Genomic DNA, 23,802 nt, shown 5'->3' on the forward strand with positions numbered 1-23,802 from the left:
CCGCCCCCTCGCAGCAGTCCGCCCCTCACCGGACACACCCCCTCGGATGCGAACCGTATGAGCGACCCGCACGAACCGGAGCCCGCACCGCGACCGGCGGTGAATCCCGAGACCCGCTGGCCGATGGCCGCGGCCGTCATCGTCTCGGCGGTACTGACCCTCCTGCTGCCCGACGACCTGAGACTGGGACCCCGGTGGGCGCTTCCCCTCGCCGAGGGACTGCTCCTGGTGGCGCTGGTCTCGGCCGATCCCATCCGGATCAGCCGCCGCTCGGACGTCCTGCGCGCGGTGTCGATCACCCTGGTCGTCGTGATGGCGTGCGGGGCCTCGTGGTCGACCGTCCGGCTGATCGACGACCTCGTCCACGGCGGGAAGGAGACCTCGTCCGCCTCGGCCCTCCTCCTGGCCGGCGGCATCGTCTGGGTCACCACCGTCCTCGCGTTCTCCCTGCTGTACTTCGAACTCGACAGCGGCGGACCCGCCGCCCGGGCCCACCGCATGCCCCACCCCCCGGCACTCGCCTTTCCCCAGCACCTCAGCCCCGAAGTGCGCGCGGTGAACTGGCGCCCCCAGTACATCGACTACCTCTACCTCGGTTTCACCAACTCGACCGCGTTCAGCCCCACCGACGTCATGCCGCTCGCCCCCTGGGCCAAGAGCATCATGACCGTCCAGTCCGTCATCTCCCTGGCCATCCTGGGCCTCGTCATCGCCCGCGCGGTCAACGTCCTCGTCTGACGGGCGGCCGGACCCCCGCGCCCGGCGCCGTCCGCGGGGCCGGGCGTCAGCCGCCACCGGCCGTCCCATCGGGCTCGGGACCGCCGCGCCGCAGGTCGGCGTCGGTGAGTTCCTCCAGCTCTCCGTGGGTGTCGAGCCAGTACAGGAGGAAGACGGCCGGGCCGACGAGCAGCACGGCCACCAGCGTGACGAACACCAGCCACGTCAGGGTGGAGGGGGCGCCCGCCGCGTCGGCGACGGTCAGCGAGGTGGGGATGAGGTAGGGGCGTTGGGCCAGGCCCCAGGCGAGGACGGCCCCCGCGACGACCGCCACCGCCGTGACCCGGACCGGGATGCCCGGCGTGCGCGTCAGCAGCCACGCGGTGGCGCAGGTGGCCGCCCCGGCCACGAGGGTGAAGACGAGCCCCACGCCGTGGGTGAGGCCGTGCCAGACGTAGGGGGCGTCCGTACGGGTGACGAACAGCGTGATCACGGCCAGTACGGCGACCGCGGCGAGTGCCGCCAGGGCCCGCGCCCGGAAGTAGCCGACCAGATCGGGCGCGTCGAAGCGGCGCGCGTCACCGGCGAGGAACACCGCTCCGAGGAAGGCCGTGGCGGTGACGGCCAGCAGTCCGAACAGGAGGGAGGTGGGGTTGACCCAGACGTGCGCCTCGGCCTCCGTGCCGGGCGCCGCCCGCCCGGAGGCGATCCCGCCGGCGGCCGCGCCGAGGAAGAAGGGCGTGACGAGCGAGGACAGGGCGAACAGGACTCCGAGCAGCCGCCGCCGGCTGAGCCGCCGCGCGGCCTTGCGGAAGGCGAAGGAGGCGCCGCGCAGGACCATGCCGACGGCGGCCAGGGCGAGCGGGAGCCACATCGCCGAGAACACGGTCTGGAAGAAGACCGGGAATCCCGTCCACATGATGATCAGGACGAAGATCAGCCAGACGTTGTTGACCTCCCAGACCGGGGCCATCGCGTGGTCGATCAGCCACCGCGGCCGCTTGCCGCGTTCGGTCCCTCCGGCGACCAGGTCCCAGAATCCGGCCCCGTAGTCGGTGCCGCCCGCGCACGCGTACGCCGCCACGGCGAGCAGCAGGACGAGGGCGATGAGCCCGGCGGTCACGACCGGCCGTCCTCGGTCGGGGCGGATCCGCCGGCGGTGGGCGGGCCGCCCGCCGGGACGGAGGGACGGGGCCCGTACGGGGTGTCCGTCTCCGGGGCCCCCGCCAGGCCGTCGGCCGCCTGCCGCGCGTCGGCGAGCCGCCATCGGGTGCGCATTTTCAGGAGGACGGCGAGGAAGGAGCCGAAGACGAACACGTACACCGCGACCACCAGGCCGAACATGATCCACAGACTGGTGGAGCGGGTCGCGGTCACCGCCTCGGCGACCCGCATGTTCTGGTACACGATCCAGGGCTGGCGCCCCACCTCGGTGGCGACCCAGCCGCATTCCACGGCCACCACCGACGCGACGCCCGCGCAGGCGGCGCCGCGGTAGAACCACGGGGAGCCCGGCGGGCGGCGGTGCCTGAACCAGACCAGCGCGTACCAGAGGGCGAGCAGGATCAGCACGGATCCGATCACGACCATGAGGTCGAAGGCCCAGTGGGCGATGGTCGCCTGGAGGGCCGTGGGCCGGTCGCTCGCGGGGACGGAGGAGAGTCCGACCACCTTGGTGTCCGGGCTGAAGCCGGCCAGGATGGAGTCGAGCTGGGGGATCTTGATGCCGCCCACGACGGATCCGTCCGGCTGGAGGCGGCCGAACATGTACTCGGGCACGTGGGTGCCGGTGTCCCAGACGATCTCCAGTGCGGCGAACTTCACCGGCTGCTTGTGGAACACCGACCGGGCGATGGAGTCACCCAGCACGAACTGGACCGGAGTGGCGATGGCCGCGAGGGTGAAGGGGACGGCGAAGCCGAGCCGGTGGTAGTGGTCCCGGCGTCCGCGCAACCAGCCGACGGCGTAGACACCCGCCACCACGTACCCGGCGGTGAGCAGCATGCCCACGACGAAGTGCCAGTACTGCGGCCCGAACATCGGGGTGAAAATGGCCTTCCAGATGTTCACGTCGACCGGGTTGCCCTCGGGGTCGAGGGAGAAGCCCTGTGGCGTGTTCATCCACGAGTTGGCGGCCAGGATGCCGAACGCCCCCATCAGCGCGACGGCGGGGAGCGGAAGCCCGAGCAGGAAGTGCGTACGGGGCTTGAGCCGGCGCCAGCCGTAGAGGTAGATGGCGATGAGCACCGCTTCGAGGAAGAACGCCCACGCCTCGACCCCGAACCCGATGCCGAACACGTCGCCCCACCGGCCCATCAGGCCGGGCCAGAGCAGGCCGAACTCGAAGGAGAGGACGGTGCCGGTGACGATGCCGACGGCGAACTGCACCGCCATGACGGCCGACCAGCGCCGGGCCAGCAACAGGGCGGTGGGGTCGTCGTGGCGCAGGCCGCGGTAGTGCATCACCAGGGTGATGAGCGGCAGGGCCACGCCCATGGGCACGAGGATGATGTGGGAGGCGAGGGTGAAGGCCATCAGCTCCCTGGCGGGGAGCAGCTGGGCGGGGGCGTCGGCGAGCAGGTGGACCGTGGTGTGCATGCGTGCCTTCGCTGCTAGTGCCGTGACCGGCGCACGGGCGAGGGAGGTCAGCCGCCGGTGGCGAATCCGGGGAACAGGGTCATTCCGCCGTCGACGTAGAGGGTGGCGCCGACCACGTAGTCCATGAGGTCGGAAGAGAGGCCGACGACGGCGTGCGCGATGTCCTCGGGGTCGCCGATGCGCTTGTAAGGGATCAGTTTCAGCAGGTCCTCGCGCGCCTGCGGGGTCTCCCAGGCGTCGCGGTTGATGGGCGTCTTGATGGCCCCGGGGGCGACCGCGTTCACCCGGATCCGGTGCGGTGCGAGCTCCTGGGCCAGGGTCTCCATCATCATCTGCACGCCGCCCTTGGAGGAGGCGTAGTTGACGTGTCCGGCCCACGGGATGATCTGGTGCACCGAACTCATGCAGATGATCTTCCCGGCGGCGCAGGACACCTCGGGGACCACACCGCGCCGCATGAACTCCTTCGTCGCCTCACGGGCGCACAGGAACTGGCCGGTGAGGTTGACGTCCAGCACCTTCTGCCACTGGGCGAGGGTCATCTCGGTGAACGGGGCGTCCCGTTGCAGACCGGCGTTGGCGACCATGATGTCGATCGTGCCGAACTCCTGGACCATCCGGTCCACCATGGCCACGACCTGGTCCTCCTGGGACACGTCCGCCTCGTAGGCCGCCGCGCGCACCCCGTACGAGGTGATCTCGCGGACCACCTCCTCCGCGGAGTCGCGGTCGGCCACGTAGTTCACGACCACGTCGGCACCGGCCTTGCCGAGCCCGATGGCCGTCGCCTTGCCGATGCCCGAGTTGGCGCCGGTGACCAGTGCCTTCTGTCCCTTGAGCAGATGCGGCGGAATCACACCCTGCGGTGCTCCCACGGTGGAATCCACGTCGTGCTGCCTCCTCGATGCGCGGTCCCGGGCGACCGGACCGACCGAAGGCCCACACAAGCAGCGGCGGCCGCCACGGGCCCGCCGGGCGGGCCCCGGTTGGGCCGTTCGGCCGAAGATCTTCCTCCGGTCGGCCCAGGAGGCGGGGCGGTCAGTTCAGCCGGGCCAGGAGGTGGTCGCCGACCCGCAGGGCGTTGGCGATGGCCGTCAGGGACGGGTTGACCGCGCCGATGCTCGGGAAGAAGCTCGTGTCGACCACGTAGAGGTTGTCGAGGTCGTGGGCCTTGCAGTCGGTGTCCAGGGCGGAGGCGGCCGGGTCCGTGCCGAACCGGACGGTGCCCGCCTGGTGCGCGGTGGCCCCGATCGGCATGCCCTTGTGGAGGTAGATGCTGTGCGGCAGCAGGTGCCGCTCGTGCATGCCCAGGTGCCCGAGCATGCCCTGGAGCTTGTGCCGCAGCCGCTCCAGGCCCTCCGTGTTGTTCTTCTCGTCGAGTGCGAGGTGGATGGCGCCTTCGCGGTCCAGGGTGACCCGGTTGTCGGGCATCGGGAGGTCCTCGCCGCACAGCCAGAAGTCGACGGCGTGGTGCGCCAGCACCTCGAACGGCATGTCGGGGGTGATCGCTCCGGCCCAGCGCGGGGCTTCGCCGTGGATCTGCTCGGCGTCCGACTTGCCCAGCATCTGGATGCCGCCCAGCGGGTGGTCCCAGTCGTCAGCGCCCAGGTACCAGTCGTGCAGCGCGAGGGTCTTCTGGAACTGCGTGTCGTTGGGTTCCTTCGACACCGCCATCAGGGCCAGGTTGTTGTGCCGCATGTAGTGGCGGCCCACGACGTCGGAGCTGTTGGCCAGTCCGCGCGGGTGGCGGTCGTTGGCCGAGGCCAGGAGCAGGGCCGCGGAGTTGACCGCCCCGCAGGAGACGACCACGATGTCCGCGGAGAACCGGCTCTCGGAGCCGTCGGCGCCCCTGACGACGACGGCCGTGACGCTGCGACCGGTCGTGTCGGTCTCCAGCCGGACCACGTGGGCGTGGGTGAGCAGTTCGACGTTGGAGTACTCCAGGGCGGGCTCCACGCAGATCACCTGGGCGTCGGACTTGCCCCGCACCAGACAGGGGAAGCCGTCCACCCGGTTGCAGCGGATGCAGACGCTGGAGGGAACGGCCCGCCCGTCGGCGTCCTGTACGAGGTCGACCCCGATGGGCAGGTGGAAGGGGTGCAGCCCCTTCCTCTCCAGGTCGTCGCTCAACTGCTGGATCCGCGGCTCGTGTTCGACGGGCGGGTAGGCGTACTGCGCGCTCACCGGCCCCTCTCCGGGATCCTCCCCGTGCCGCCCGTGCACGCGGTAGAGGTGCTCGGCCTGCGTGTAGTACGGCTCCAGGTCCTCGTACCGCAGGGGCCAGGCGGGCGAGATGCCGCCGTGGTGGCGGAGCTCGCCGAAGTCCTCGGGCCGCAGCCGGAAGAGGGCGGCTCCGTAGAACTTCGTGTTCCCGCCGACGTAGTAGTTGACCTCGGGAGGGAACGCTTCGCCGTGCTTGTCGAACCAGAACTCCGGGGCCCGGTACTTGCCCTTGACGAACACCGCGGTGGAGTCCCAGTTGTCCCGCTCCCGCGGCAGGTAGCCGCCGCGTTCGAGGAGGAGGACGCGTTTGCCGGACGGCGCCAGCCGGTGGGCGAGGGTACCGCCGCCCGCGCCGGTCCCGATGATGATGACGTCGTAGTGGGGAGTGTCGCCCACGTCGACCACCGTCCTTGGGGTCGCGGTCCTGCCATCGCGCCAGAACCTGTCGCTCCGCGGTGCGGAGTCCGGGCGGGTCCGCCCATTCGAACGTAGCCGCCCTTCCCCCGGACGGCGACCCGGCCGGGCCGGCACCGGCGCGCACCGCCGTCACAGCACGGCGATCGGGTTCACGGGGGACCCGGTGGCGCCCGGCAGCCGCAGCGGGGCGACCACGCACAGGAAGCTCCAGCGGCCTGCCCGTTCACAGGCCGTGACCAGCGCCTCGAAGCTCAGGTAGTCCATCAGGTGCATGCCCATCGCCTGCACCGCCAGGACGTGCACGGGGAAGGCGACGTCCGCCACCGCACTGGGGGCGGTGTCGTTGTTGCCGTCGCCGCCCAGGACGGCGACCTCGCGCTCCGCCAGGAAGGACAGGGCGTCCGGGTGCAGGCCCGCCCTCGCCCGCGCCGCCTCCCACGCCCCGAGTTCCGCGCGGCGGCGCCGGTGCCCCACCCGGACGAGCAGCAGGTCCCCGGGGCCGACCCGGACGCCCTGGGCGGCCTCGGCGGCCGTCAGGTCCCCGGCCGTCACGTGCTCCCCCGGCTCCAGCCAGGGCACGCCCCGCGACCGCGGTACGTCCAGCAGTACGCCCCGTCCCACGATGCCGTCGCGGACCGCGTCGAGGGAGAGCCGGCGGGCGCCCTGCGCCGCCGTGTCCCCGGCCGGGACCACCGCCGTGTCCCCCGCCGGGACCCCGCCGTACAGCTCTCCGTCGAAGATCACGTGGTTGAGCGCGTCGAGGTGGCTGTCGGCGTCCCCGTGGACGTTCATGGCGAAGCGGTCGAGGGCGAAGTGCAGACCGTCCGCGCCGGCCTCCCCGGGGGCGGGCCCGGTCACCCGGTACTCGGCGGGCTCGGGATCGTCCGGACCCGGCCGGGTCCCGATCGGCGCGGCGAGGGAGACCGTGTGACCGAGCCGGACCTCGGCGGCCGCCGCCGCGACGCGTTCGGGGGTCAGGTGGCGCAGCGCCCCGGGCCGGCCGTCCGGATCCCGGCCGGAGCGGCCCGCCGCGCGGAGCCTCTCGTACAGTGCCCGGAAGTCCTGCGCGCTCATGCGCCGGCCGGCCGGGGGTTCGTGGTGCCGGGCCATCGGATCGCCGCCTTCCCGCCGACGCTGGGGGTGTGCCGGGTACGTCGCCGCCGTCCGGTCCCGTTCAGCCGGGGCTGCCCCACGGGCTCAGGCCCCAGCGGAGCACGTGCCGGGCCCCGGGCTCCAGGACCGTCAGATCGGTGCCCGTGCGGAAGGCGTCCGCCGGGCAGGACATGGCCTCCACGGCCACCCCGCGGCGCCGCTCGGGCTCCGCCAGGGTGTCACCGGTGTAGACCTGCACGCACCGGGTGCCCTCGCCGAGCCATACGTCCGTACCGTGCCGCCCCGAGGGGTGGGCCAGCCGGACCACGGCCCGGCCGTCCCCGTCGCGGTCGAGTCCGGTGAAGGCGGTGTCCAGGTGCTGCGAGCCGATGGGGCGGGGGGTGCGGAAGTCGTACTCCGTGCCCTCGACGGGCTCCTCGCCGACCGGCAGACCCGCGTCGTCGGTGCGCAGCCGGAAGCGGGCGGGCACGGTGAGCAGCGCCGCGTCGACCGGGCCGGTGCCGACCGTCAGGTAGGGGTGCTGCCCCACGCCGTACGGCGCCCGCGCGGTGCCGGTGTTGGTGGCGCGGACCAGGACCTCCAGGCCTTCGTCCGTGAGCCGGTAGTCGGCGGTCACCTCCAGCTGGAAGGGGTACCCGGGCTGGGGGTGGAGCGTGGTGCCGGCCCGCAGCGCGTCGCCGGAGCGGTCGAGCAGGCGCCAGGGGGTCCAGCGCAGCAGTCCGTGGATCGCGTTGTGGTGCTCCGGTTCGCTGAGCGGGAGTTGCAGGTCCGTGCCGTCGAACCGGTAGCGGCCCCCGCCCACCCGGTTGGGCCAGGGCACCAGCAGCTGCCCGCGCCCGGCGGTGACGGGGGCGTCGGCGGCGAACCCGTCCAGCAGGGGCCGGCCGTCCGCCTCGTAGTGGCGCAGGGCGCCGCCGAGTTCCACCACGACGGCGCTCTGGCCGCCGTGGCGCAGCTCCCACTGCTCACCTGTCGGGCCGGAGGCCCCGGGGGTCTGCGCGGACACGGGCGTCTCCTCGGGCAGGTGGAACGGATACATCCAATCTCGGTCAGCGGCCCACGCCGCGCACGTCGGGGCCCTCGTCACGGGCCGGCCGCCGGCCCCTCCCCCGGGCCCGGAACCCCGCGGCACCTGCGCGGATGCGACCGGACCGAATCAAGGAGGGGAAAACCCTGTCTGACTCCCGGTCCGGATGGCAGTCTCTACTCCTCGGAAGCGTCGTCCTGGGGGGGATCACACGTGATGGAGCCGGGCACGGGCATGGGCCTGCGGGGCCGGAGCGGCATCCTGTCGCTCGTCGACGCGTGCCTGAAGGAGGACCCGGCTGCCGAACGGCCCCTGACCATGCTCCTCGGGCCGGCGGGCAGCGGGGCCAGCGAGGCGCACAGCGCGCTCATGGAGCACTTCGGGCCCGACTACCCCTTCGCCTTCGTCAATTTCGGCGGGGCCCAGTCCCTGCTGCCGCGCTACGCCCTCGGGCTCCTGGCCCGCCAGCTCGAACGCAAGCTGCCCCGCTACGGGCGCTCCCACTTCCCGCTGCTCAGCCTGGGCCTGCTCGCCTCCGACCAGGAGCTGCGCATGCGCAGCCTCGCCGAGGGCCGGCGCGCGGTGCAGCGCCAGCTCGACCGGTTCCAGGAGGAGAACGAGGCCCGGCACGGGGATTACCTGGCCGCTTTCTTCGAGGTGGGGATGGGCGCGGTCGGGATGCCCGAAGGCGCCTCGACCGCCGCCCTCGCCCTCTTCCAGGACGCCCTGCGGCGCGGCCGCCGCACCATGCCCGGCCTGTTCGGCGGCAGGCTGGGCAGCCGGCTGACCTCCGGGGCCCACTGGTACGGACGCCACCCCATGACCCGCAGCGCGGACCCCATGGAAGCCCTCGTGGAGCTCAACCTCTGGCGTCACGAGGGTGACGAGAACGAGCAGGAGCGGCTCGACCTCGTCCTGTTCTCCGCGTTCCTGGAGGACCTCAGACGCAATTCGGCCCGCAGTTTCATGCCCCGCTCCTACCTGCTGCTCCTCGACAACTCCCACACCGGGTACGGCCGCCGCTTCCTCGACCTGCTGGTGCGCTCCCGGCACGACGAGACGGTCGTGGCCGGCCATGCCAGCGACCCGCTGACCGTCGTCGCCAGCTCCAACCGCTGGCTGCCCCGCTGGGGCCCGGCCACCGGCGACTCCTGGCCCTGGCAGCTGCGCGGTCCCGACCGGGCCTCCCTGTCCGACTGGAACGCCCACCGGCCCACCCGCGACAGCGAGGACACCTGGTGGTACCCGTTGCGCCTGCGCGACCTCAACCTGGACGAGGTGCGGATCCGGATAGAGCTCCAGCTCGGCGGGAACGGCGACCTGGCCCCGCTGACCCGCCTCACCTCCTTCGTGCACCGGCTGACCGGAGGGCTGCCGCGCGCCGTCCACCAGGTACTGGACGTACTGCGCCAGGCCGGGCCGCCCCCCGACTCCGGCCCCCGGCAGGACCGCTGGCTGCGCACCCTGCCCGACCGGCCGTTGCGCTCCGGGGAGGAGTCCGCCACCCTCGCCGACACGGCCCTCGGCCACCTCCTGCGCGACTTCGACGACACCCAGCGCGCCGCGCTCGCCGAATGCGCCGCCGCACGGGACTTCTCCGTCGCCACGCGGCTGCTCAGCCCCGACGACTCCCTGTTCGGGGAGATCCGCTCCCGCTGGCTGCTGACCGGGCCCGTCGCCGTCGTCCCCGTACTGCACCCGTGGCTGCGCCGGCTGCTCCTGTGGCGGCTGGCCGCCCGCCCCGACGGGTGGGACGCGGCGCACGAACTCCTCGCCGAGTACTACCGCGGCGAGGGGAAGCCGGTGCAGCAGATGTACCACCAGCTGGCCCGCGGGCGGACCGAGGAGGTCGCCGCGCACCTGACGCGGCGCTTCGCCGCCGTACCCGCCGCGCAGTGGATCTCCGAGTTCGACGCGATCACCGCCGCCCCGAACCGCCTCCCCACCGACAGCGGCCCGGTGGAGCTCCTCGCCGGACTCGTCCCGCGCCGGCCCGGACGGGTGATGGACACCGAGTCGGTGATCCACACCCTGGTGACCACCCGCTGGGTGTGGAGCGATCCGCTCGCCGACCCGGCCATGCGCCTCAACGACCTGATCGCCGACGGCTGCGCGCAGCTGTCCCAACTGCGGAGGAACGACATCGTGGCCCTCTACGACGAGGCGGAGCGCTACCGCCACTGGCGCGATCCCCAGACCGCGGGCTGGGAGGGCTGAGCGCGTGCCCAGACTCGAATGGCCCCTGCACGTCGTGCGCCGCGTCGCCCTCGCCACCGCCGCCGCGGTCGCGCTGGTCGCGGCGCTCTGGCTGGGGGTCGGCTGGCTCCAGGAGCGCCAGGCCCGATGCGCCGACGGGGTCGTCGAACAGGGCCCGGACGACGAATGCGTCGGAGTGACCGACGGCGCCTACGTGTTCGCCCCGCACCTCGACGCGGTCACCCGCAGGATCGAGGCGGAGAACCGCCGGGTCCTCGCCAACGCGGACAAGGAACCGTACGTCAGCGTCGCCTACTTCACCTCCTTCACGAGCACCGCCGACGACAGCAACTCGGCCGAGGGCGTCCGGCACGAGCTCCAGGGCGCCTACCTCGCCCAGTTCCGCCACAACCAGGGCGACCTCGCGGCCACCCCCAAGATCCGTCTGCTGATCGCCAATCCGGGCAGCAAGTCCACCCAGTGGAAGCACACGGTCGACGAGCTGATCGCCCGCAAGGACTCCCCGGACCGGCTCGTCGCGGTGGCCGGTCTCGGCCCCAGCAACAACGAGAACCTCGCGGCCATAAGGCGTCTCTCCGAACACGGCATCGCCATGGTGGGCGCCACCCTGACCGCGACGAACATCCAGGGGATCAACGGCTTCGTCCGGATCGCGCCCACCAACGAGGACGAGGCGTACGCGGCGGCCGGCTACCTCAAGCGGCGCGGCGTCGCCACCGCCGTCGTGATCCAGGACGTGGCGGAGGGGAACCTCTACGCCTCCACCCTGGGCACGGCCTTCACCAAGGCCTTCCAGGACGGCGACAAGCACCGGCTCGTCGCCGAGCGGATGACCTACGACTCCTCCGTCAGCAGCGCCTGGCAGAACGAACTGCGCTACATGCCCGGCCAGTTGTGCCAGCAGCGCCCCCAGCTGGTGTACTTCGCGGGCCGCGGCCAGCACCTCACCCACTTCCTCGACGCGCTCGCCAACCGCAGCTGCACCGACCAGCAGTTCACGGTGTTCACCGGGGACGACACGACCAACCTGAGCGCCGAGCAGCTCGCCCACGCCGCCGACACGCACATCGAGGTGCTCTACACCGGCCTCTCCCACCCCGACATGTACCGCTCGGCGCCCCAGGCGGTGTCCGCGCCGTCCGCGAAGAACTTCCAGCCGGGCGGGCTGCTCGACCAGTGGTTCCCGCGCGACACCCGGGACGACGGCGGGGCCCTGATGGGGCACGACGCGGTGCTCGCCGCGGCGCACGGCATCCAGATGGCGGCCCGCTGGCAGGGTCAGGTCGTCGGCGACGCGGTGGCCCGGATGTTCCACCAGATGGACGGCACCCAGCAGGTGGCCGGGGCCAGCGGGTTCATCTCCTTCCAGAACAACGGCAATCCGCGCAACAAGGCCGTCCCCGTCCTGCGCCTCGACGGCAAGGGGCACGTGGAGTTCGTCGAGGTCTCCGCGGCCGACGGCAAACCACCGCAGGAGCAGTGAGGAAGGGGCCCCCGCGGCGGGCCAGGACGGGGCGAATCATCCCTTTGGTAGTAATTTGGGATCATAGGTGATGGTGAGGTGGTGGTGTCCATGACCAGCGTTCCCGGGGTCGATCCCTCCAACGCCGAGCAGGCCCGCGCCTGGGACGGGCGGGAGGGCGCGTACTGGGCGGAGCACGCCGACCGGTTCGACCGCGCGCTACGCGCCTACCGCCCGGACTTCCTCGCCGCGGCCGACGTGTCCGCCGCCGACCAGGTGCTGGACGTCGGCTGCGGCACCGGTGAGATCACCCGTGACGCCGCGCGGACGGCAACCGGAGGCCGGGCCCTGGGCGTGGACCTGTCGGCCGCGATGCTGCGGGTGGCACGGGAGCGAGCGGCGGCCGAAGGGCTGCACAACGCCGACTTCGTCCGGGCCGACGCCCAGGTCCACCCCTTCCCCGCCGCGGCCTTCGACGTGGCCGTGAGCCGCATGGGGACGATGTTCTTCGCCGATCCGGTCGCCGCGTTCCGCAACATCGGCGGCGCGCTGCGCCCCGCGGGGCGCTTCGTGCAGTCGGTCTGGCAACCCCTGAGCCGCAACGAGTGGTTCCTCTCCTTCACCGGGGCACTGGCCGCGGGGCGCCCGTTGCCCGCGCCCGAGCCCGGCTCCCCCGGGCCGTTCGCGCTCTCGGACCCGGACCGGATCCGGGCCGTCCTCGGCGCCGCCGGCTTCACACAGGTCCGGCTGGAGGCCCACGAAGAGCCGATGTGGTTCGGCGAGGGCGCCGACGACGCGGAGCGGTTCACGCTCGGCATGCTCGGCTGGATGCTCGAAGACCTCGACGCCGCAGGCCGCGGGCGCGCCGCCGACGGCCTGAGGACCACCCTCGCCGCCCACGGGACCGACCACGGCGTCCTCTACGGCTCCGCGGCCTGGACCGTCCGGGCGGTCCGCCCGTGACGTTCCCGCTCAGCCCCGCGGCGGACCGGAAGCGCACGCGGGGCACAGCCCGCGATAGGTGACCTCGGCCCTGGAGACCGTGAAGCCGAACCGCTGCTCCCGCGGGAGGCCCGCCAGCGGATCGCCGGTCATGTGGACGTCACGGATGGTGCCGCAGCCGGAACACACCAGGTGCTGGTGCGGGTGGTGGGCATTGGGGTCGTAGCGCTTGGCCCGGCCGTCGGTGGAGACCTCCGCGACCTCGCCGAGGGCGACCAGCTCGCCCAGGGTGTTGTAGACGGTCGCGCGGGCGATCTCGGGCAGCCGCCGGGCGGCGCGGGCGTGCACCTCGTCGGCCGTGAGGTGCACGTGCTCGCCGTCGAGGACCTCCGCGACGACGCGCCGCTGGGACGTCATCCGCCAGCCTCGCCCGCGCAGTCGCTCCAGCAGGTCACTCATATCGGTTCACCTGTTCAGGCTCGGGGGAAGCAGCAGTTTACCGATGAGCACGGCCGGATTCCGTCTTTCGGCTTCGCGTGCTCGTTGTGCGGGGCCCCTGCGTGTTCCCGTGCGGCATGGTCTGCGGTGCGCGACCATACGGACGCAGCCAGCGGGGGGAAAAACCGAGACAGGAAAGAAGGACGGACGTGTCCGGCAGCGAAAGCGAGAACCCAGTCATCCCCGCCCCGACCCCTTCCCCGACCCGCCCACGGGCGAACCGGGACTGGTGGCCGGACCAACTGGACCTCCAGGTTCTCCATCAGAACTCGCCCCTGTCCGATCCGATGGGTGAGGAATTCGACTACGCGCGCGAGTTCTCGACCCTGGACGTCGACGCGCTGAAGCGGGACGTCTTCGAGGTGATGACGAACTCGCAGGACTGGTGGCCCGCCGACTACGGCCACTACGGACCGCTCTTCATCCGGATGAGCTGGCATTCCGCCGGCACGTACCGCATCGAGGACGGCAGGGGCGGGGGCGGGGCCGGGGCCCAGCGCTTCGCCCCCCTCAACAGCTGGCCGGACAACGCGAGCCTCGACAAGGCCCGGCGCCTGCTCTGGCCGGTCAAGCAGAAATACGGCCGGAAGATCTCGTGGGCCGACCTCCTGGTGTTCGCCGGAAACTGCGCCATCGAATCCATGGGACTGAAGACGTTCGGTTTCGGATTCGGCCGGGAGGACATCTGGGAACCCGAGGAGGTCTTCTGGGGACCCGAGGACACCTGGCTCGGAGACGAGCGTTACAGCGGCGACAGGCAGCTCTCCGGTCCTTTCGGCGCCGTGCAGATGGGACTGATCTACGTCAATCCGGAAGGGCCCGACGGCAACCCGGATCCGATCGCCGCCGCCCGGGACATTCGCGAGACGTTCAAGCGCATGGCCATGAACGACGAGGAGACGGCCGCACTCATCATCGGCGGCCACACCTTCGGCAAGTGCCACGGCGCGGGCGACCCCGGGTGCATCGGTCCGGAGCCCGAGGCCGGCCCCCTGGAGCAGCAGGGCCTCGGGTGGCGGAACACCTGCGGCAGCGGCAAGGGCGCCGACTCGATCACCAGCGGGCTGGAGGGCGCCTGGACCACCGCGCCGACGAAGTGGGACAACGGGTACCTCGACAACCTGTTCCGGTACGACTGGGAGCTGACGAGGAGCCCGGCCGGGGCCCATCAGTGGACGCCCACGGACCCGGCGGCCCGGGACACCGTGCCCGACGCCCACGACCCGTCGAAGCGGCACGCCCCCATGATGCTGACGACGGACCTCTCGCTGAAGCTGGATCCGGTCTACGGGCCGATCGCGAAGCGCTTCCACGAGAACCCGGAGCAGCTCGCGGACGCGTTCGCCAAGGCCTGGTACAAGCTGCTGCACCGCGACATGGGGCCCCTGTCCCGCTACCTCGGCCCCTGGATTCCCGAGCCGCAGCTGTGGCAGGACCCGGTCCCCGAGGCCGACCACGAGCTCGTCTCGGACGCCGACGTCGCCGCCCTCAAGGAGAAGATCCTCGCCTCGGGACTCTCCGTCTCCCAACTGGTCGCCACGGCTTGGGCGTCGGCGGCCAGCTTCCGCGGCACCGACAAGCGCGGCGGGGCCAACGGCGCGCGGATCCGGCTCGCGCCGCAGAAGGACTGGGAGGTCAACGACCTGCCCGAGGTGGCCGAGGTGGTGCGGACCCTCGACGGCATCCGGCAGGACGTCGACGGCGCGCAGGCCGGCGGGAAGAAGGTCTCGCTCGCCGACCTGATCGTCCTGGGCGGGTGCGCAGCCGTCGAGCGGGCGGCGAAGAACGCCGGGCACGACATCACGGTGCCGTTCGCACCGGGGCGCACGGACGCCTCGCAGGAGCAGACCGACGTGGAGTCGTTCGGTGTGCTGGAACCCAGGGCGGACGGGTTCCGCAACTACCTCCGGGCGGGAGAGAAGCTGTCGCCGGAGACGCTCCTGCTGGACCGCGCCGCCCTGTTGACCCTGACCGCACCCGAGATGACGGTCCTGACCGGCGGCATGCGGGTCCTGAACACCGGATTCAAGGGGTCCGCGCACGGCGTCCTCACCGACCGGCCGGAGACGTTGACCAACGACTTCTTCGTCAACCTGCTGGACATGGGTACGGAATGGAAGGTGTCGGACGCGACGGAGAACGTGTTCGAAGGGCGGAACCGCACCACGGGCGAGGTCAAGTGGACCGCCACCGCCGTCGACCTCGTCTTCGGTTCGCACGCCCAGCTCCGGGCCGTCGCGGAGGTCTACGCGTCCGCGGACGCCGGAGAGAAGTTCGTGCGTGACTTCGTGGCGGCGTGGGACAAGGTGATGAACCTCGACCGGTTCGACCTCGCCTGAGCCCGGTGCCCGGGCCCGGACGGCACCCCGGGCTCGGGCACCCCGCCGGGACGGGCCGCGTACAACTCGGTGACGCCGCCGCTGTGCCCTGCCGCGCGTGCGCCCCTCGCCCGTGCGCGGCAGGCGACACTGGGCCCATGAGCGATCACCGCTTCACCCCCGACGACACCGGCTCCCCCATCGCCCCGGCCGCTGCCCGGACCCCGCACCGCCTCCGCTACGAGAGGCCGCCGGGGGCCGCACGGACCGGCCCCGAGAGGTACGGCACGGACGCTCCGCGCGATCTCACGGTGGTGACCTGTGCCTGCGGCCTCACGACCCCGGCGATGCCGGACGCCGACGCCCGGCTCGTCTACGAGGAGCACCGCAACGTGATCCGCGACAGGACGAGCTGAACACCGGTTCAGCGGACCGGCTGCGCCTGAACGGACAGGGCCCGGGGTGGCGGGGGGGGCGGGGGGCAGACGCGGCCGCGGTCGGGGCCGCTGACCCCACGTCGTCTTCCATCGCGAGACCGGACTGTCCATCATCCGGTCGCACCCTTGCCCGGACGGCGACTTCGGGCGAATATCCCTATCAATCCGATGGGAAAGGTGGGGATTCGGCGACCGGCCGAAACCGCCCGACGACGTTCCGGAGTAGCCGACATGACCACCGCCATCCCCCCTGGCACCGCCGTCGGCCGGCGGTCAGCCGACGAACGGCGCCGCGCGCTCCTGCGCACCGCCCGCGACGTGGCGGACGACCTCTCGGCGGACGCCATCTCCCGCGACCGGGCGGGCAAGCCGCCGCACGACGAGGCGGCCCGGCTGCGCGAGGCCGGGCTGCCGGCCGCCCTCACCCCGCACTCGTCGGACCGCGGGGCCGACTGGCGTACCGGATGCAGCGTCATACGGAAGATCTCCACCGCGGACAGCTCCGTCGGCGACGTGCTCGCCCGCCACTACGTACACGCGTGGAGCGGACGCTTCTACGCGGGGCACCGGCACGCGACCGCCCTCGAAGAGGAGTCGGTTCGCGAACAGTGGCTGTGGACCGGCGCGGTACGCGCTCCCGGGCCCGGCGACGACACCGATGGAACCGACCTCACGCTGAGGCCGCGCAGCACCGGCTACGTGCTGAGCGGGCGCCGGTTCGTGGAGACGGCGGTGACCGTCGCCGACCAGATCGTGCTCGACGCCACCTGTCCCGTGACCGGTGACGTCCTGGTCGTACGGATCCCGTCCCACGCGCGGGGCATGACCGTCGAACCCGTCCACGACCGCCTCGGGCAGCGCGTCGGCGGCGCCGGCGAGGTCGTCCTCGACCGGGTCGCCGTCACACCGGGACAGGTGCTGGGCCGCCGGCCGCACGACGAGGAGTCGGCCCCGCCCTTCACCGCGCTCGCCGGACCGGCGCTCCGGCTCGCCCTGTGCCACGTCGGCCTCGGCATCGTCGAGGGCGCGCTCACGGAAGCCCGCGACCTCAGCAGGGGCGGTCGCGCGTACCGGCTGCCCGGTGCGGACCCGGACCTCTTCCTGACGTACGGGGAACTCGCCTCCGCCGCCCAGACGGCCACCGCCGTGGTCGACCGGGCGACGGAGGTGATGGCCCAGGCCCTCGACCCGGGCACGCGGCTCGATGCCGAGGAGCCGGCGGGCGTCTGCGCCCTGGTCGCCACGGCCGAGACGGTGACGTCGAAGGCCGCCCTGCACATCACCGCGCGCGTGCTGGAGCTCGCCGACGCCCCCGGCCTGGACCGCTTCTGGCGCAACGCGCGCGTGCTGACCGCGCACCATCCCGCCGCGCACCGCCTGCGCTCCATCGGCGAGCACTACCTCAACGGCTCCCACCGCGCGGTGGCGGCCGCCTTCCACTGACGTCGGCCACCCCGGGAGACGGCCCCACCCGGTCCCCGGCTGCCGGGCACGAGCACCCGGCCGGCAGCCGGGGGGCGGCCCACCCGTGGCGGACGCAGGCCCGAGCCGTACGGGATAATGTCCGCATGCGGATCTCAGCCAGGGCGGACTACGCGGTGCGTGCCGCGCTGCAGCTCGCCGCGTCACAGGACGGCGGGCCGGTGAAGGCCGAAGCCATCGCGGACGCCCAGGACATCCCGCACAAGTTCCTCGAAGGCATCCTCAACGACATGCGCCGAGGTGGTCTGGTGCTCAGCCGGCGCGGCGGCAACGGCGGCTACCGCCTGGCCCGGCCCGCCCGGTCCATCAGCATCGCGGACGTCATCCGCGTCGTGGACGGACCGCTCGTCTCGGTACGCGGGGTCCGCCCCCCGGACCTCTCCTACACCGGCCCGGCCGAGGCGCTGCTCCCCCTGTGGATCGCGCTCCGGGCCAATGTGCGCGAGATCCTCGACGGTGTGTCGCTCGCCGATGTCGCCTCCTGCGACCTGCCCGCCGACGTGTCCGCGCTGACCCGGACCCCTGACGCCTGGACCAATCCCTGACCCTCCCCGCCGTCCGCCCCGCCTGAGGTTCCCCGCACCGCGCCGGGCGTACCGCTGCCGGTCGGCGTCCGCCGAATCCGGGAACTCGTCGACGCCGCGGAACGACCCCTCAGGGGGAAGGCGTCGCGGGACCAGGGGATGCCGCCTCCGAAACGGTCCGCGTAGCGCGGGACCGGACGAGCGAGGGGCGCCGGAGCGCGCCCGTGCAGGGAGTGGCGATGGCGCGACCTCAGCGATCCCCCGGCGAGACGGGCCCCCCGCCGCGGCGGTGGGTACCACCACCGGCGCTCACCGGGTTCCTGGCCCTGCTGGCGGTGGTGTTCTGCCTTTCGTACGCGGTCGGTTCCGCCGCGGGCCCGGTCGCACCCGGCATGCACTCCGGCGGGGGCGGCACCGCCCCGGTGGGCGGCGTCGGCGGCGGCCCGGGGCAGCACGGTCACGACGGCACGGGTGGCACGCGGTCGGACGGTGGCCGATGACACCGGAGCCGGCGGCCGTCTGCACCACCACGGACCTCACCGTCGGCGGCATGACCTGCGCGGCCTGCGTCAACCGCGTCGAAAAGCGGCTCGGGAGGATCGAGGGGGTCAGCGCCACCGTCAACCTGGCCACCGGCCGGGCGAGGGTGCTCCATCCGCCCGGCGTCACGGCGGACGCACTGGTGGCCGCCGTCGAGCGCGCCGGGTACACGGCCGGACTCCACGTGCCCGCGGAGGAGCCCCGGAGACGGGCGGAAGGGGAGGCGGCGGATGCCGCGCCGGAGGAGGACCGCGGCGAGCGCGACCGGCTGCTGATCACCGTCCTGCTCTGTGCGCCGGTCATGGCCCTGTCGATGGTCCCGGCCCTGCAGTTCCGCAACTGGCAGTGGCTGTGCCTCGTGCTCGCCGCACCGGTGGCCGTCTGGAGCGCCTGGCCCTTCCACGTCCGCGCGCTGCGGGGGCTGCGGCATTCGGCCGCCACCATGGACACGCTGGTCTCGCTCGGAGTCGCCGCCTCCTTTCTCTGGTCCCTGTACGCGTTGTTCCTCGGCGGCGCGGGCCTGCCGGGAATGCGGATGCCCTTCACCCTCCTCCCCTCGGCCGGGGGCGAGGTCGCCCACGTCTATCTGGAGGCGGTGGTCGGCGTACCGCTGTTCGTCCTGACCGGCCGGTTCCTGGAAGCGCGGGCACGGCGCGGTACGGGCGCGGCGCTGCGCTCGCTGTCCGCCCTGACGGTCGGGGACGTGACCGTGCGCGAGAACGGCGAGGAGCGGCGGATCCCGGTCGAACAGCTGGCCGTCGGGCAGGAATTCGTGGTCCGGCCCGGGGAACGCGTCGCCACCGACGGCGTCGTGGTCTCCGGCAGCTCCGCCCTGGACCTGTCCCTGCTGACCGGTGAGAGCGATCCCGTCGAGGTCGGGCCGGACCGGGCCGTGACCGGCGCGGCGGTGAACGTGGGCGGGCTGCTCGTCGTGCGGGCCACCGCGGTGGGCGCGGACACCCGGCTCGCCCGCATCACGCGCATGGTCACCGAGGCCCAGACCGGAAAGGCGGCGGCTCAGCGTCTGGCCGATCGCGTGGCGGGCGTCTTCGTCCCCGTCGTCCTGGCGTCGGCCGTCACCGTGCTCGGCTTCTGGCTCGGCGCCGGTGCGGACCCGCAGCCGGCGGTCACCGCCGCCGTCGCCGTCCTCGTCGTCGCCTGCCCCTGCGCCCTCGGCCTCGCCACACCCACCGCCCTGCTCGCCGCCACGGGCCGTGGCGCCCGCATGGGCATTCTGATCAGCGGACCGCGGGCCCTGGAGGCCCTTCGGCACGTCGACACGGTCGTGTTCGACAAGACCGGCACCCTCACGACCGGGCACATGACCGTCGCCCGGCTGACGACGGTCCCCGACGGCCTGGGCCGGGAGAACGTGCTCCGGCTGGCCGGCGCGGTCGAACAGGGCTCCGAGCATCCGCTCGGGAGGGCCCTGGCCGCCCACGCCCAACGGAGCGTCCCCAAAAGGGCGTTGCCACCGGTGACCGGTTTCGGGGCCGTCCCCGGCGCGGGCGTCAGCGGTGTGGTCGAGGGCCGTACCGTCGAGGTGTGCGCACCCGGCGACGATCTCCCCGAGTCCCTGGCCCGGGCGCTGGCCGCCGCCGAGGCCGCCGCGCTCACGCCCGTCCTGGTACGGGTCGACGGCGTCGCCCAGGCGCTCGTCGCGCTCGGCGACGTGCCGCGGCCGGGAAGCTACCGGGCCGTCGAGCGCCTCCGGCGGCTGGGAGTCGAGCCGATCCTCGCCACCGGCGACCGCGAGGCCCCGGCCGCGGCCGTCGCCTCGTCGCTCGGGATCGCCCGCCTCCATGCCCGCTGCGCGCCGGAGGACAAGGCCGCTCTCGTCGGACGGCTGAGGGACGAGGGCCGGTGCGTCGCCGTCATCGGGGACGGCGCCAACGACGCCGTCGCACTGGCCGGCGCGGACCTCGGGATCGCCATGGGCGGCGGGACCGACGTCGCCATCGGTGCGGCGGACGTGACCCTCGTACGCGGTGACGTCGAGGCGGTGGCCGACGCGGTCCGGCTGGCCCGCCGCACCCTCGCGACCATCCGGGTCAACCTGGTCTGGGCGTTCGGCTACAACCTCGTCACCGTCCCGCCGGCCGCCGTCGGTCTGCTCAACCCGATGGTCGCCGCGGCGGCCATGTCGGCGAGCTCGCTGCTCGTCGTGGGGAACAGCCTGCGGCTGCGCGGCCGGGACCCCGCCGGCCGGCCCGCCGGGGCGCGGGCCCGCACCGCCCGGACGGGAAGTGGACGATGACCGAATCCGTTCGAGGAGAAGCGACGGAGGGCCGCTGGGCCGCGCGCCCGCGTCTGCGCGAGGCGTACCTGGCCGCGGCCGCTCCGGTGATCGCGTGCCTGGTGGGCCTGTGCTGTCTGACGGCCTGGGCCGCCTCGGGGGCTGCCGGAACCCCGCCCCGGATCGCGGTCGACGACGGCCGCGTCTTCGTTCCGTACGCCGGCAGGGAGGACACCGCGGCGTTCTTCAGGATCTCGAACCTGGGTGGCGGGGAGGACGAGTTGGTGTCCGTGACCTCCACGGCCGTGGAACGGGCCGTGCTGAGCCGGCACCGGAGCACGGGGACCGGGGCCGACTCCATGGACAGGGACGGTCCCGTTCGCATCCCGGCCGGAGGGGCGGTGGAGATGTCCCCCTTCGGGGTGGGGGTAATGGTGAAGGTGAAGGAACGATGGCAGCCGGGTCAGGTCGTCCGCTTCGTCCTGCACTTCCGTCACAGCGAACCGGTCGAGACGATCGCGATCGCGATCCGGCCCGGCAGCTGAACGCCACCGGTCCGGCGGCGACGGACCTCGCCGCGGCGGTGCGAACGCTCCGGCGGCGGATGCCGGGGCCCGGCGGGTCGGAGGGGATTCACCCGCGACGATGTCCGGCCCGCCGGGAACTGCGGCCCATCGCCGTCCGACTACTGGAACGTGGGCGGCGGACACCTGTTGCCCCGCACGGCACGGACCGACGGAAAGGCGTGGGATGGGCGGGCTCGATGTGCACATGAGGGCGGTCGCCTGCCGGCACGGCCGGGTGGAGGCGGTCTCCGAGGTGAACCTGGAGATCGCCGCCGGTGAGCGCGTGGCGCTGACCGGGACCAACGGTTCGGGCAAGACCACCCTGCTGCGTGCGGTCCTGGGTCTGCACCGACAGGTGACGGGCTCGATCCGGGTCGGCGGCCGGACCACCGGTTCGGCCGCCGAGTGGGCGTGGCGCCGCCGGGCCTGCGCCTGGATCCCCCAGAAGCCGGCCGCCGGACGGTTCCCCCTGCTCGGGGCCGAGTTGCTCGCGGGCAGTACCGCGCCGGACGACGCCGCCGAGGCCGCCGCCCGGCTGGGCGTCGCCGCGCTGGTCGAGCGCCCCCTGCACACCCTGTCCGGAGGGCAGTTGCAGCGGATGTACCTGGCCCGCGCGATCGGCTGCGTCGCCGCGGGCGCACAGGTGCTGCTGGCCGACGAGCCCACCGCCGCCCTCGACTTCGACGGGCAGGCGGAGGCCGCCGACGTCCTCACCGCACTGCCGGTCACCCTGATCGTGGTGACGCACGACCGGGCTCTGGCGGACCGCTGCGACCGGGTGCTGGAGATGGCCGCGGGCCGGCTGCGGGAGCTCCGGTGACCCCGGTGTCCCTCGCCACCGCCGACCTCGGCGCGCTGCTGCAGCTGCTTCCGGTCCAGCGGGCCGGGCTCGCGCTGCTGCTCGCCGCGATCGGCCTGCCGGTCATCGGGGTGGTCATCGTCGGGCTCGACATCATGCCGGTCCGCTTCGCGATGATGCACGTCGCGCTGCTGGGCATCGCGGTCGGTCTGCTCACCGGCCTCGACCCCATGCTGTGCGCGCTCGTCGCCTGCGCCCTGGCCGGAGCGGGCGTCGCCCCGCTCGCCCGTACCCCGGACGGCCTGTCCGGAGCCATGGGTCTGCTGATGAGCCTCGCCATCGCCGCGGCGCTGCTGCTCCTCGCCGTGTCGGGGGTCAACGCGTCCGGGGCCTTCGCCCTGCTGTGGGGGTCGATCCTCTCCGTCGGCACGCCCGACCTCGTCGTGCTCGGCGTCCTGGCCGCCGTCGTACCCGGCCTGTTCTGGTGGCGGCGGCACGACGTCGGCCTCCTCCTCTACGACCGCGAGCTCGCCCAGTGCTCCGGAGTCCCCGTACGCGCCCTGACCGCGGCCCTCCTGGTGCTCGTCGCGATCGCCGTCGCCGGAGCCATCAAGCTCACCGGCGCCCTGCTCGTCGACGCCCTGACCCTGCTGCCCGCACTCGCGGCGCGACGCCTGGGCAGCTCTCTGAAGTCGATCACCCTCTGGGCGGTCGGCATCGGCGTGACCGTCAACGCGACCGGCTTCCTGCTGGCCCTGTGGCTGGACTGGCCGCCCGGCCCGGTACTCGTCCTGACGGCGGGGGCGCTCGTCCTCGCCGTCCACTTCATTCCCGAACGGAGAATCAGCTCATGGCGCGCACCCGCGTCCGAACCTCTTCCCTCCTCGCACTGAGCACGGCCCTCGCCCTCCTCGCCGGCTGTGGCGACGGCGCCGGCACCGGCCCGGAGGCCGTCGCCGGCGCCCCCGCGAAGGGCGGCGCTCCGGCCCCCGGGAAGGACAGGCCCGTGGTGGTCGTGACCACCACCTGGGAGGGCGCGTTCGCCAAGGCCGCCGGGGCCGAGGACGTCAAGGTCATCGTGCCGCAGTCCGTCCACCACGCCCCCGACTACGACCCCAGGCCCTCCGACCTCGCCGCCGTCGCCAAGGCGGACTTCGTGCTCTACGCGCCCTTCGAGCCGTACGCGGCGAAGATCAAGGAGGCCGCCGGCTCCAAGGCGAAGCTGGTCGAGGTCAACCTCGACAACGACCCTGCCAAGGTCAGGGCCGAGGTCGACAAGCTGGGCGCGCTCTTCGGCACGCAGGATGCGGCCACGAAGTGGAAGTCCGGGTTCGACAGCGAGTACGGCAGGCTCACCAAGGAACTGCAGGCCGGGTGGCCCGGCGGAAAGGGCCCCTCCGTGGTCGCCCAGGTCTTCACGGGCTGGGCCGCGAAGCTCGCGGGCGCCACCACGGTGGGTACCTACGGGCCGGAGGCGGTGACCCCGGCGCAGCTGGCCGGGCTCTCCGCGAAGAAGCCGTCCCTGGTCCTGGACAACGCCCACATGTCGACCGGGACCGTGTTGCCCGACTCGGGCGCCAAGCAGGTCGAGATCGTCAACTATCCGGCCGAGGACCTCGATCTGCTGCCCGTCTACCGCAACGCGGCGGCCGAGCTGAAGAAGGCCGCGGGCGGCTCCTGATCCGG

General features: G+C 73.0%; 20 protein-coding genes. 13 read left to right on the top strand and 7 right to left on the bottom strand.

The window, feature by feature from the left end:
* Positions 1–57 precede the first annotated feature (57 nt).
* Positions 58–738, top strand: coding sequence for a DUF1345 domain-containing protein (locus ACZ5D2_RS11245; RefSeq protein WP_371680392.1), 681 nt, complete (start codon positions 58–60; stop codon positions 736–738).
* 46 nt (positions 739–784) lie between these two features.
* Here the strand turns inward: ACZ5D2_RS11245 and ACZ5D2_RS11250 are convergent, their stop codons facing one another.
* From ACZ5D2_RS11250 to ACZ5D2_RS11275, 6 genes are all read right to left on the bottom strand, one after another.
* Complete coding sequence (locus ACZ5D2_RS11250; RefSeq protein WP_371680391.1) at positions 785–1,840, bottom strand: cytochrome d ubiquinol oxidase subunit II; 1,056 nt, start codon at positions 1,838–1,840, stop codon at positions 785–787.
* Entirely contained in the window at positions 1,837–3,315 is a 1,479-nt protein-coding gene (locus tag ACZ5D2_RS11255) for a cytochrome ubiquinol oxidase subunit I (protein ID WP_371680390.1), read from the bottom strand. Before ACZ5D2_RS11255 ends, ACZ5D2_RS11250 begins: the two co-directional genes overlap by 4 nt.
* Positions 3,316–3,362: 47 nt before the next feature.
* Entirely contained in the window at positions 3,363–4,202 is an 840-nt protein-coding gene (locus ACZ5D2_RS11260) for an SDR family oxidoreductase (RefSeq protein ID WP_371680389.1), read from the bottom strand.
* A gap of 151 nt (positions 4,203–4,353) precedes the next feature.
* Positions 4,354–5,934: a GMC oxidoreductase gene (locus ACZ5D2_RS11265; RefSeq protein ID WP_371680388.1), complete on the bottom strand. Its 1,581-nt coding sequence runs from the start codon at positions 5,932–5,934 to the stop codon at positions 4,354–4,356.
* Positions 5,935–6,084: 150 nt separating this feature from the next.
* Positions 6,085–7,065 carry a cyclase family protein gene (locus ACZ5D2_RS11270; RefSeq protein ID WP_468928734.1) on the bottom strand — a complete coding sequence of 327 codons (981 nt, stop codon included), beginning with the start codon at positions 7,063–7,065 and terminating at the stop codon, positions 6,085–6,087.
* 64 nt (positions 7,066–7,129) lie between these two features.
* Positions 7,130–8,074, bottom strand: coding sequence for an aldose 1-epimerase family protein (locus tag ACZ5D2_RS11275; RefSeq protein WP_371680387.1), 945 nt, complete (start codon positions 8,072–8,074; stop codon positions 7,130–7,132).
* A gap of 237 nt (positions 8,075–8,311) precedes the next feature.
* Between ACZ5D2_RS11275 and ACZ5D2_RS11280 the strand changes: the two genes are divergently transcribed.
* From ACZ5D2_RS11280 to ACZ5D2_RS11290, 3 genes are all read left to right on the top strand, one after another.
* The gene (locus ACZ5D2_RS11280; RefSeq protein WP_371680386.1) at positions 8,312–10,312 is read left to right on the top strand and encodes a hypothetical protein; all 2,001 of its coding nucleotides are present in this window, start codon (positions 8,312–8,314) and stop codon (positions 10,310–10,312) included.
* Between the two features lie 4 nt (positions 10,313–10,316).
* On the top strand, positions 10,317–11,795 hold the full coding sequence (locus ACZ5D2_RS11285) for a type 1 periplasmic-binding domain-containing protein (RefSeq protein WP_371680385.1): 1,479 nt from the start codon (positions 10,317–10,319) through the stop codon (positions 11,793–11,795).
* Positions 11,796–11,885: 90 nt separating this feature from the next.
* Positions 11,886–12,737 carry a class I SAM-dependent methyltransferase gene (locus ACZ5D2_RS11290; protein ID WP_468928737.1) on the top strand — a complete coding sequence of 284 codons (852 nt, stop codon included), beginning with the start codon at positions 11,886–11,888 and terminating at the stop codon, positions 12,735–12,737.
* Between the two features lie 9 nt (positions 12,738–12,746).
* On the opposite strand, the gene ACZ5D2_RS11295 is transcribed toward ACZ5D2_RS11290, so the two are convergent.
* Entirely contained in the window at positions 12,747–13,175 is a 429-nt protein-coding gene (locus tag ACZ5D2_RS11295) for a Fur family transcriptional regulator (protein WP_371680383.1), read from the bottom strand.
* Positions 13,176–13,363: 188 nt separating this feature from the next.
* On the opposite strand from ACZ5D2_RS11295, the gene katG reads away from it, so the two are divergent.
* The 9 genes from katG to ACZ5D2_RS11340 all read left to right on the top strand — a co-directional run bounded on the left by katG (position 13,364) and on the right by ACZ5D2_RS11340 (position 23,797).
* Complete coding sequence (gene katG / locus ACZ5D2_RS11300; protein ID WP_371680382.1) at positions 13,364–15,553, top strand: catalase/peroxidase HPI; 2,190 nt, start codon at positions 13,364–13,366, stop codon at positions 15,551–15,553.
* A gap of 137 nt (positions 15,554–15,690) precedes the next feature.
* Positions 15,691–15,948, top strand: coding sequence for a hypothetical protein (locus ACZ5D2_RS11305; RefSeq protein WP_371680381.1), 258 nt, complete (start codon positions 15,691–15,693; stop codon positions 15,946–15,948).
* A 252-nt stretch (positions 15,949–16,200) separates the two neighbouring features.
* A complete protein-coding gene (locus ACZ5D2_RS11310; protein WP_371680380.1) occupies positions 16,201–17,412 on the top strand; it encodes an acyl-CoA dehydrogenase family protein in 1,212 nt (403 codons plus the stop codon).
* A gap of 125 nt (positions 17,413–17,537) precedes the next feature.
* Positions 17,538–17,996 carry an RrF2 family transcriptional regulator gene (locus ACZ5D2_RS11315; RefSeq protein WP_371680379.1) on the top strand — a complete coding sequence of 153 codons (459 nt, stop codon included), beginning with the start codon at positions 17,538–17,540 and terminating at the stop codon, positions 17,994–17,996.
* Positions 17,997–18,471: 475 nt separating this feature from the next.
* On the top strand, positions 18,472–20,772 hold the full coding sequence (locus ACZ5D2_RS11320) for a heavy metal translocating P-type ATPase (RefSeq protein WP_371680377.1): 2,301 nt from the start codon (positions 18,472–18,474) through the stop codon (positions 20,770–20,772).
* Positions 20,769–21,296 carry a copper chaperone PCu(A)C gene (locus ACZ5D2_RS11325; RefSeq protein WP_371680376.1) on the top strand — a complete coding sequence of 176 codons (528 nt, stop codon included), beginning with the start codon at positions 20,769–20,771 and terminating at the stop codon, positions 21,294–21,296. The genes ACZ5D2_RS11320 and ACZ5D2_RS11325 overlap by 4 nt, the downstream gene beginning before the upstream one ends.
* A gap of 205 nt (positions 21,297–21,501) precedes the next feature.
* Positions 21,502–22,137 carry an ATP-binding cassette domain-containing protein gene (locus tag ACZ5D2_RS11330; protein ID WP_371680375.1) on the top strand — a complete coding sequence of 212 codons (636 nt, stop codon included), beginning with the start codon at positions 21,502–21,504 and terminating at the stop codon, positions 22,135–22,137.
* Complete coding sequence (locus ACZ5D2_RS11335) at positions 22,134–23,009, top strand: metal ABC transporter permease (protein ID WP_371680374.1); 876 nt, start codon at positions 22,134–22,136, stop codon at positions 23,007–23,009. Before ACZ5D2_RS11330 ends, ACZ5D2_RS11335 begins: the two co-directional genes overlap by 4 nt.
* Positions 22,967–23,797, top strand: a complete 831-nt coding sequence (locus ACZ5D2_RS11340) for a metal ABC transporter solute-binding protein, Zn/Mn family (protein ID WP_371680373.1) — start codon at positions 22,967–22,969, stop codon at positions 23,795–23,797. Before ACZ5D2_RS11335 ends, ACZ5D2_RS11340 begins: the two co-directional genes overlap by 43 nt.
* The last annotated feature ends 5 nt before the right edge of the window (positions 23,798–23,802 follow it).

Source organism: Streptomyces sp. NPDC031479, from assembly GCF_055581065.1.

Excerpts from the sequence above, each read along its gene's own strand:
- ACZ5D2_RS11245 (WP_371680392.1), top strand. The coding sequence starts at position 58 with ATGAGCGACCCGCACGAACCGGAGCCCGCACCGCGACCGGCGGTGAAT.
- ACZ5D2_RS11255 (WP_371680390.1), bottom strand. The coding sequence starts at position 3,315 with ATGCACACCACGGTCCACCTGCTCGCCGACGCCCCCGCCCAGCTGCTC.
- ACZ5D2_RS11270 (WP_468928734.1), bottom strand. The coding sequence starts at position 7,065 with ATGGCCCGGCACCACGAACCCCCGGCCGGCCGGCGCATGAGCGCGCAG.
- ACZ5D2_RS11280 (WP_371680386.1), top strand. The coding sequence starts at position 8,312 with ATGGAGCCGGGCACGGGCATGGGCCTGCGGGGCCGGAGCGGCATCCTG.
- ACZ5D2_RS11290 (WP_468928737.1), top strand. The coding sequence starts at position 11,886 with ATGACCAGCGTTCCCGGGGTCGATCCCTCCAACGCCGAGCAGGCCCGC.
- ACZ5D2_RS11295 (WP_371680383.1), bottom strand. The coding sequence starts at position 13,175 with ATGAGTGACCTGCTGGAGCGACTGCGCGGGCGAGGCTGGCGGATGACG.
- ACZ5D2_RS11305 (WP_371680381.1), top strand. The coding sequence starts at position 15,691 with ATGAGCGATCACCGCTTCACCCCCGACGACACCGGCTCCCCCATCGCC.
- ACZ5D2_RS11310 (WP_371680380.1), top strand. The coding sequence starts at position 16,201 with ATGACCACCGCCATCCCCCCTGGCACCGCCGTCGGCCGGCGGTCAGCC.
- ACZ5D2_RS11315 (WP_371680379.1), top strand. The coding sequence starts at position 17,538 with ATGCGGATCTCAGCCAGGGCGGACTACGCGGTGCGTGCCGCGCTGCAG.
- ACZ5D2_RS11320 (WP_371680377.1), top strand. The coding sequence starts at position 18,472 with ATGACACCGGAGCCGGCGGCCGTCTGCACCACCACGGACCTCACCGTC.
- ACZ5D2_RS11325 (WP_371680376.1), top strand. The coding sequence starts at position 20,769 with ATGACCGAATCCGTTCGAGGAGAAGCGACGGAGGGCCGCTGGGCCGCG.
- ACZ5D2_RS11330 (WP_371680375.1), top strand. The coding sequence starts at position 21,502 with ATGGGCGGGCTCGATGTGCACATGAGGGCGGTCGCCTGCCGGCACGGC.
- ACZ5D2_RS11340 (WP_371680373.1), top strand. The coding sequence starts at position 22,967 with ATGGCGCGCACCCGCGTCCGAACCTCTTCCCTCCTCGCACTGAGCACG.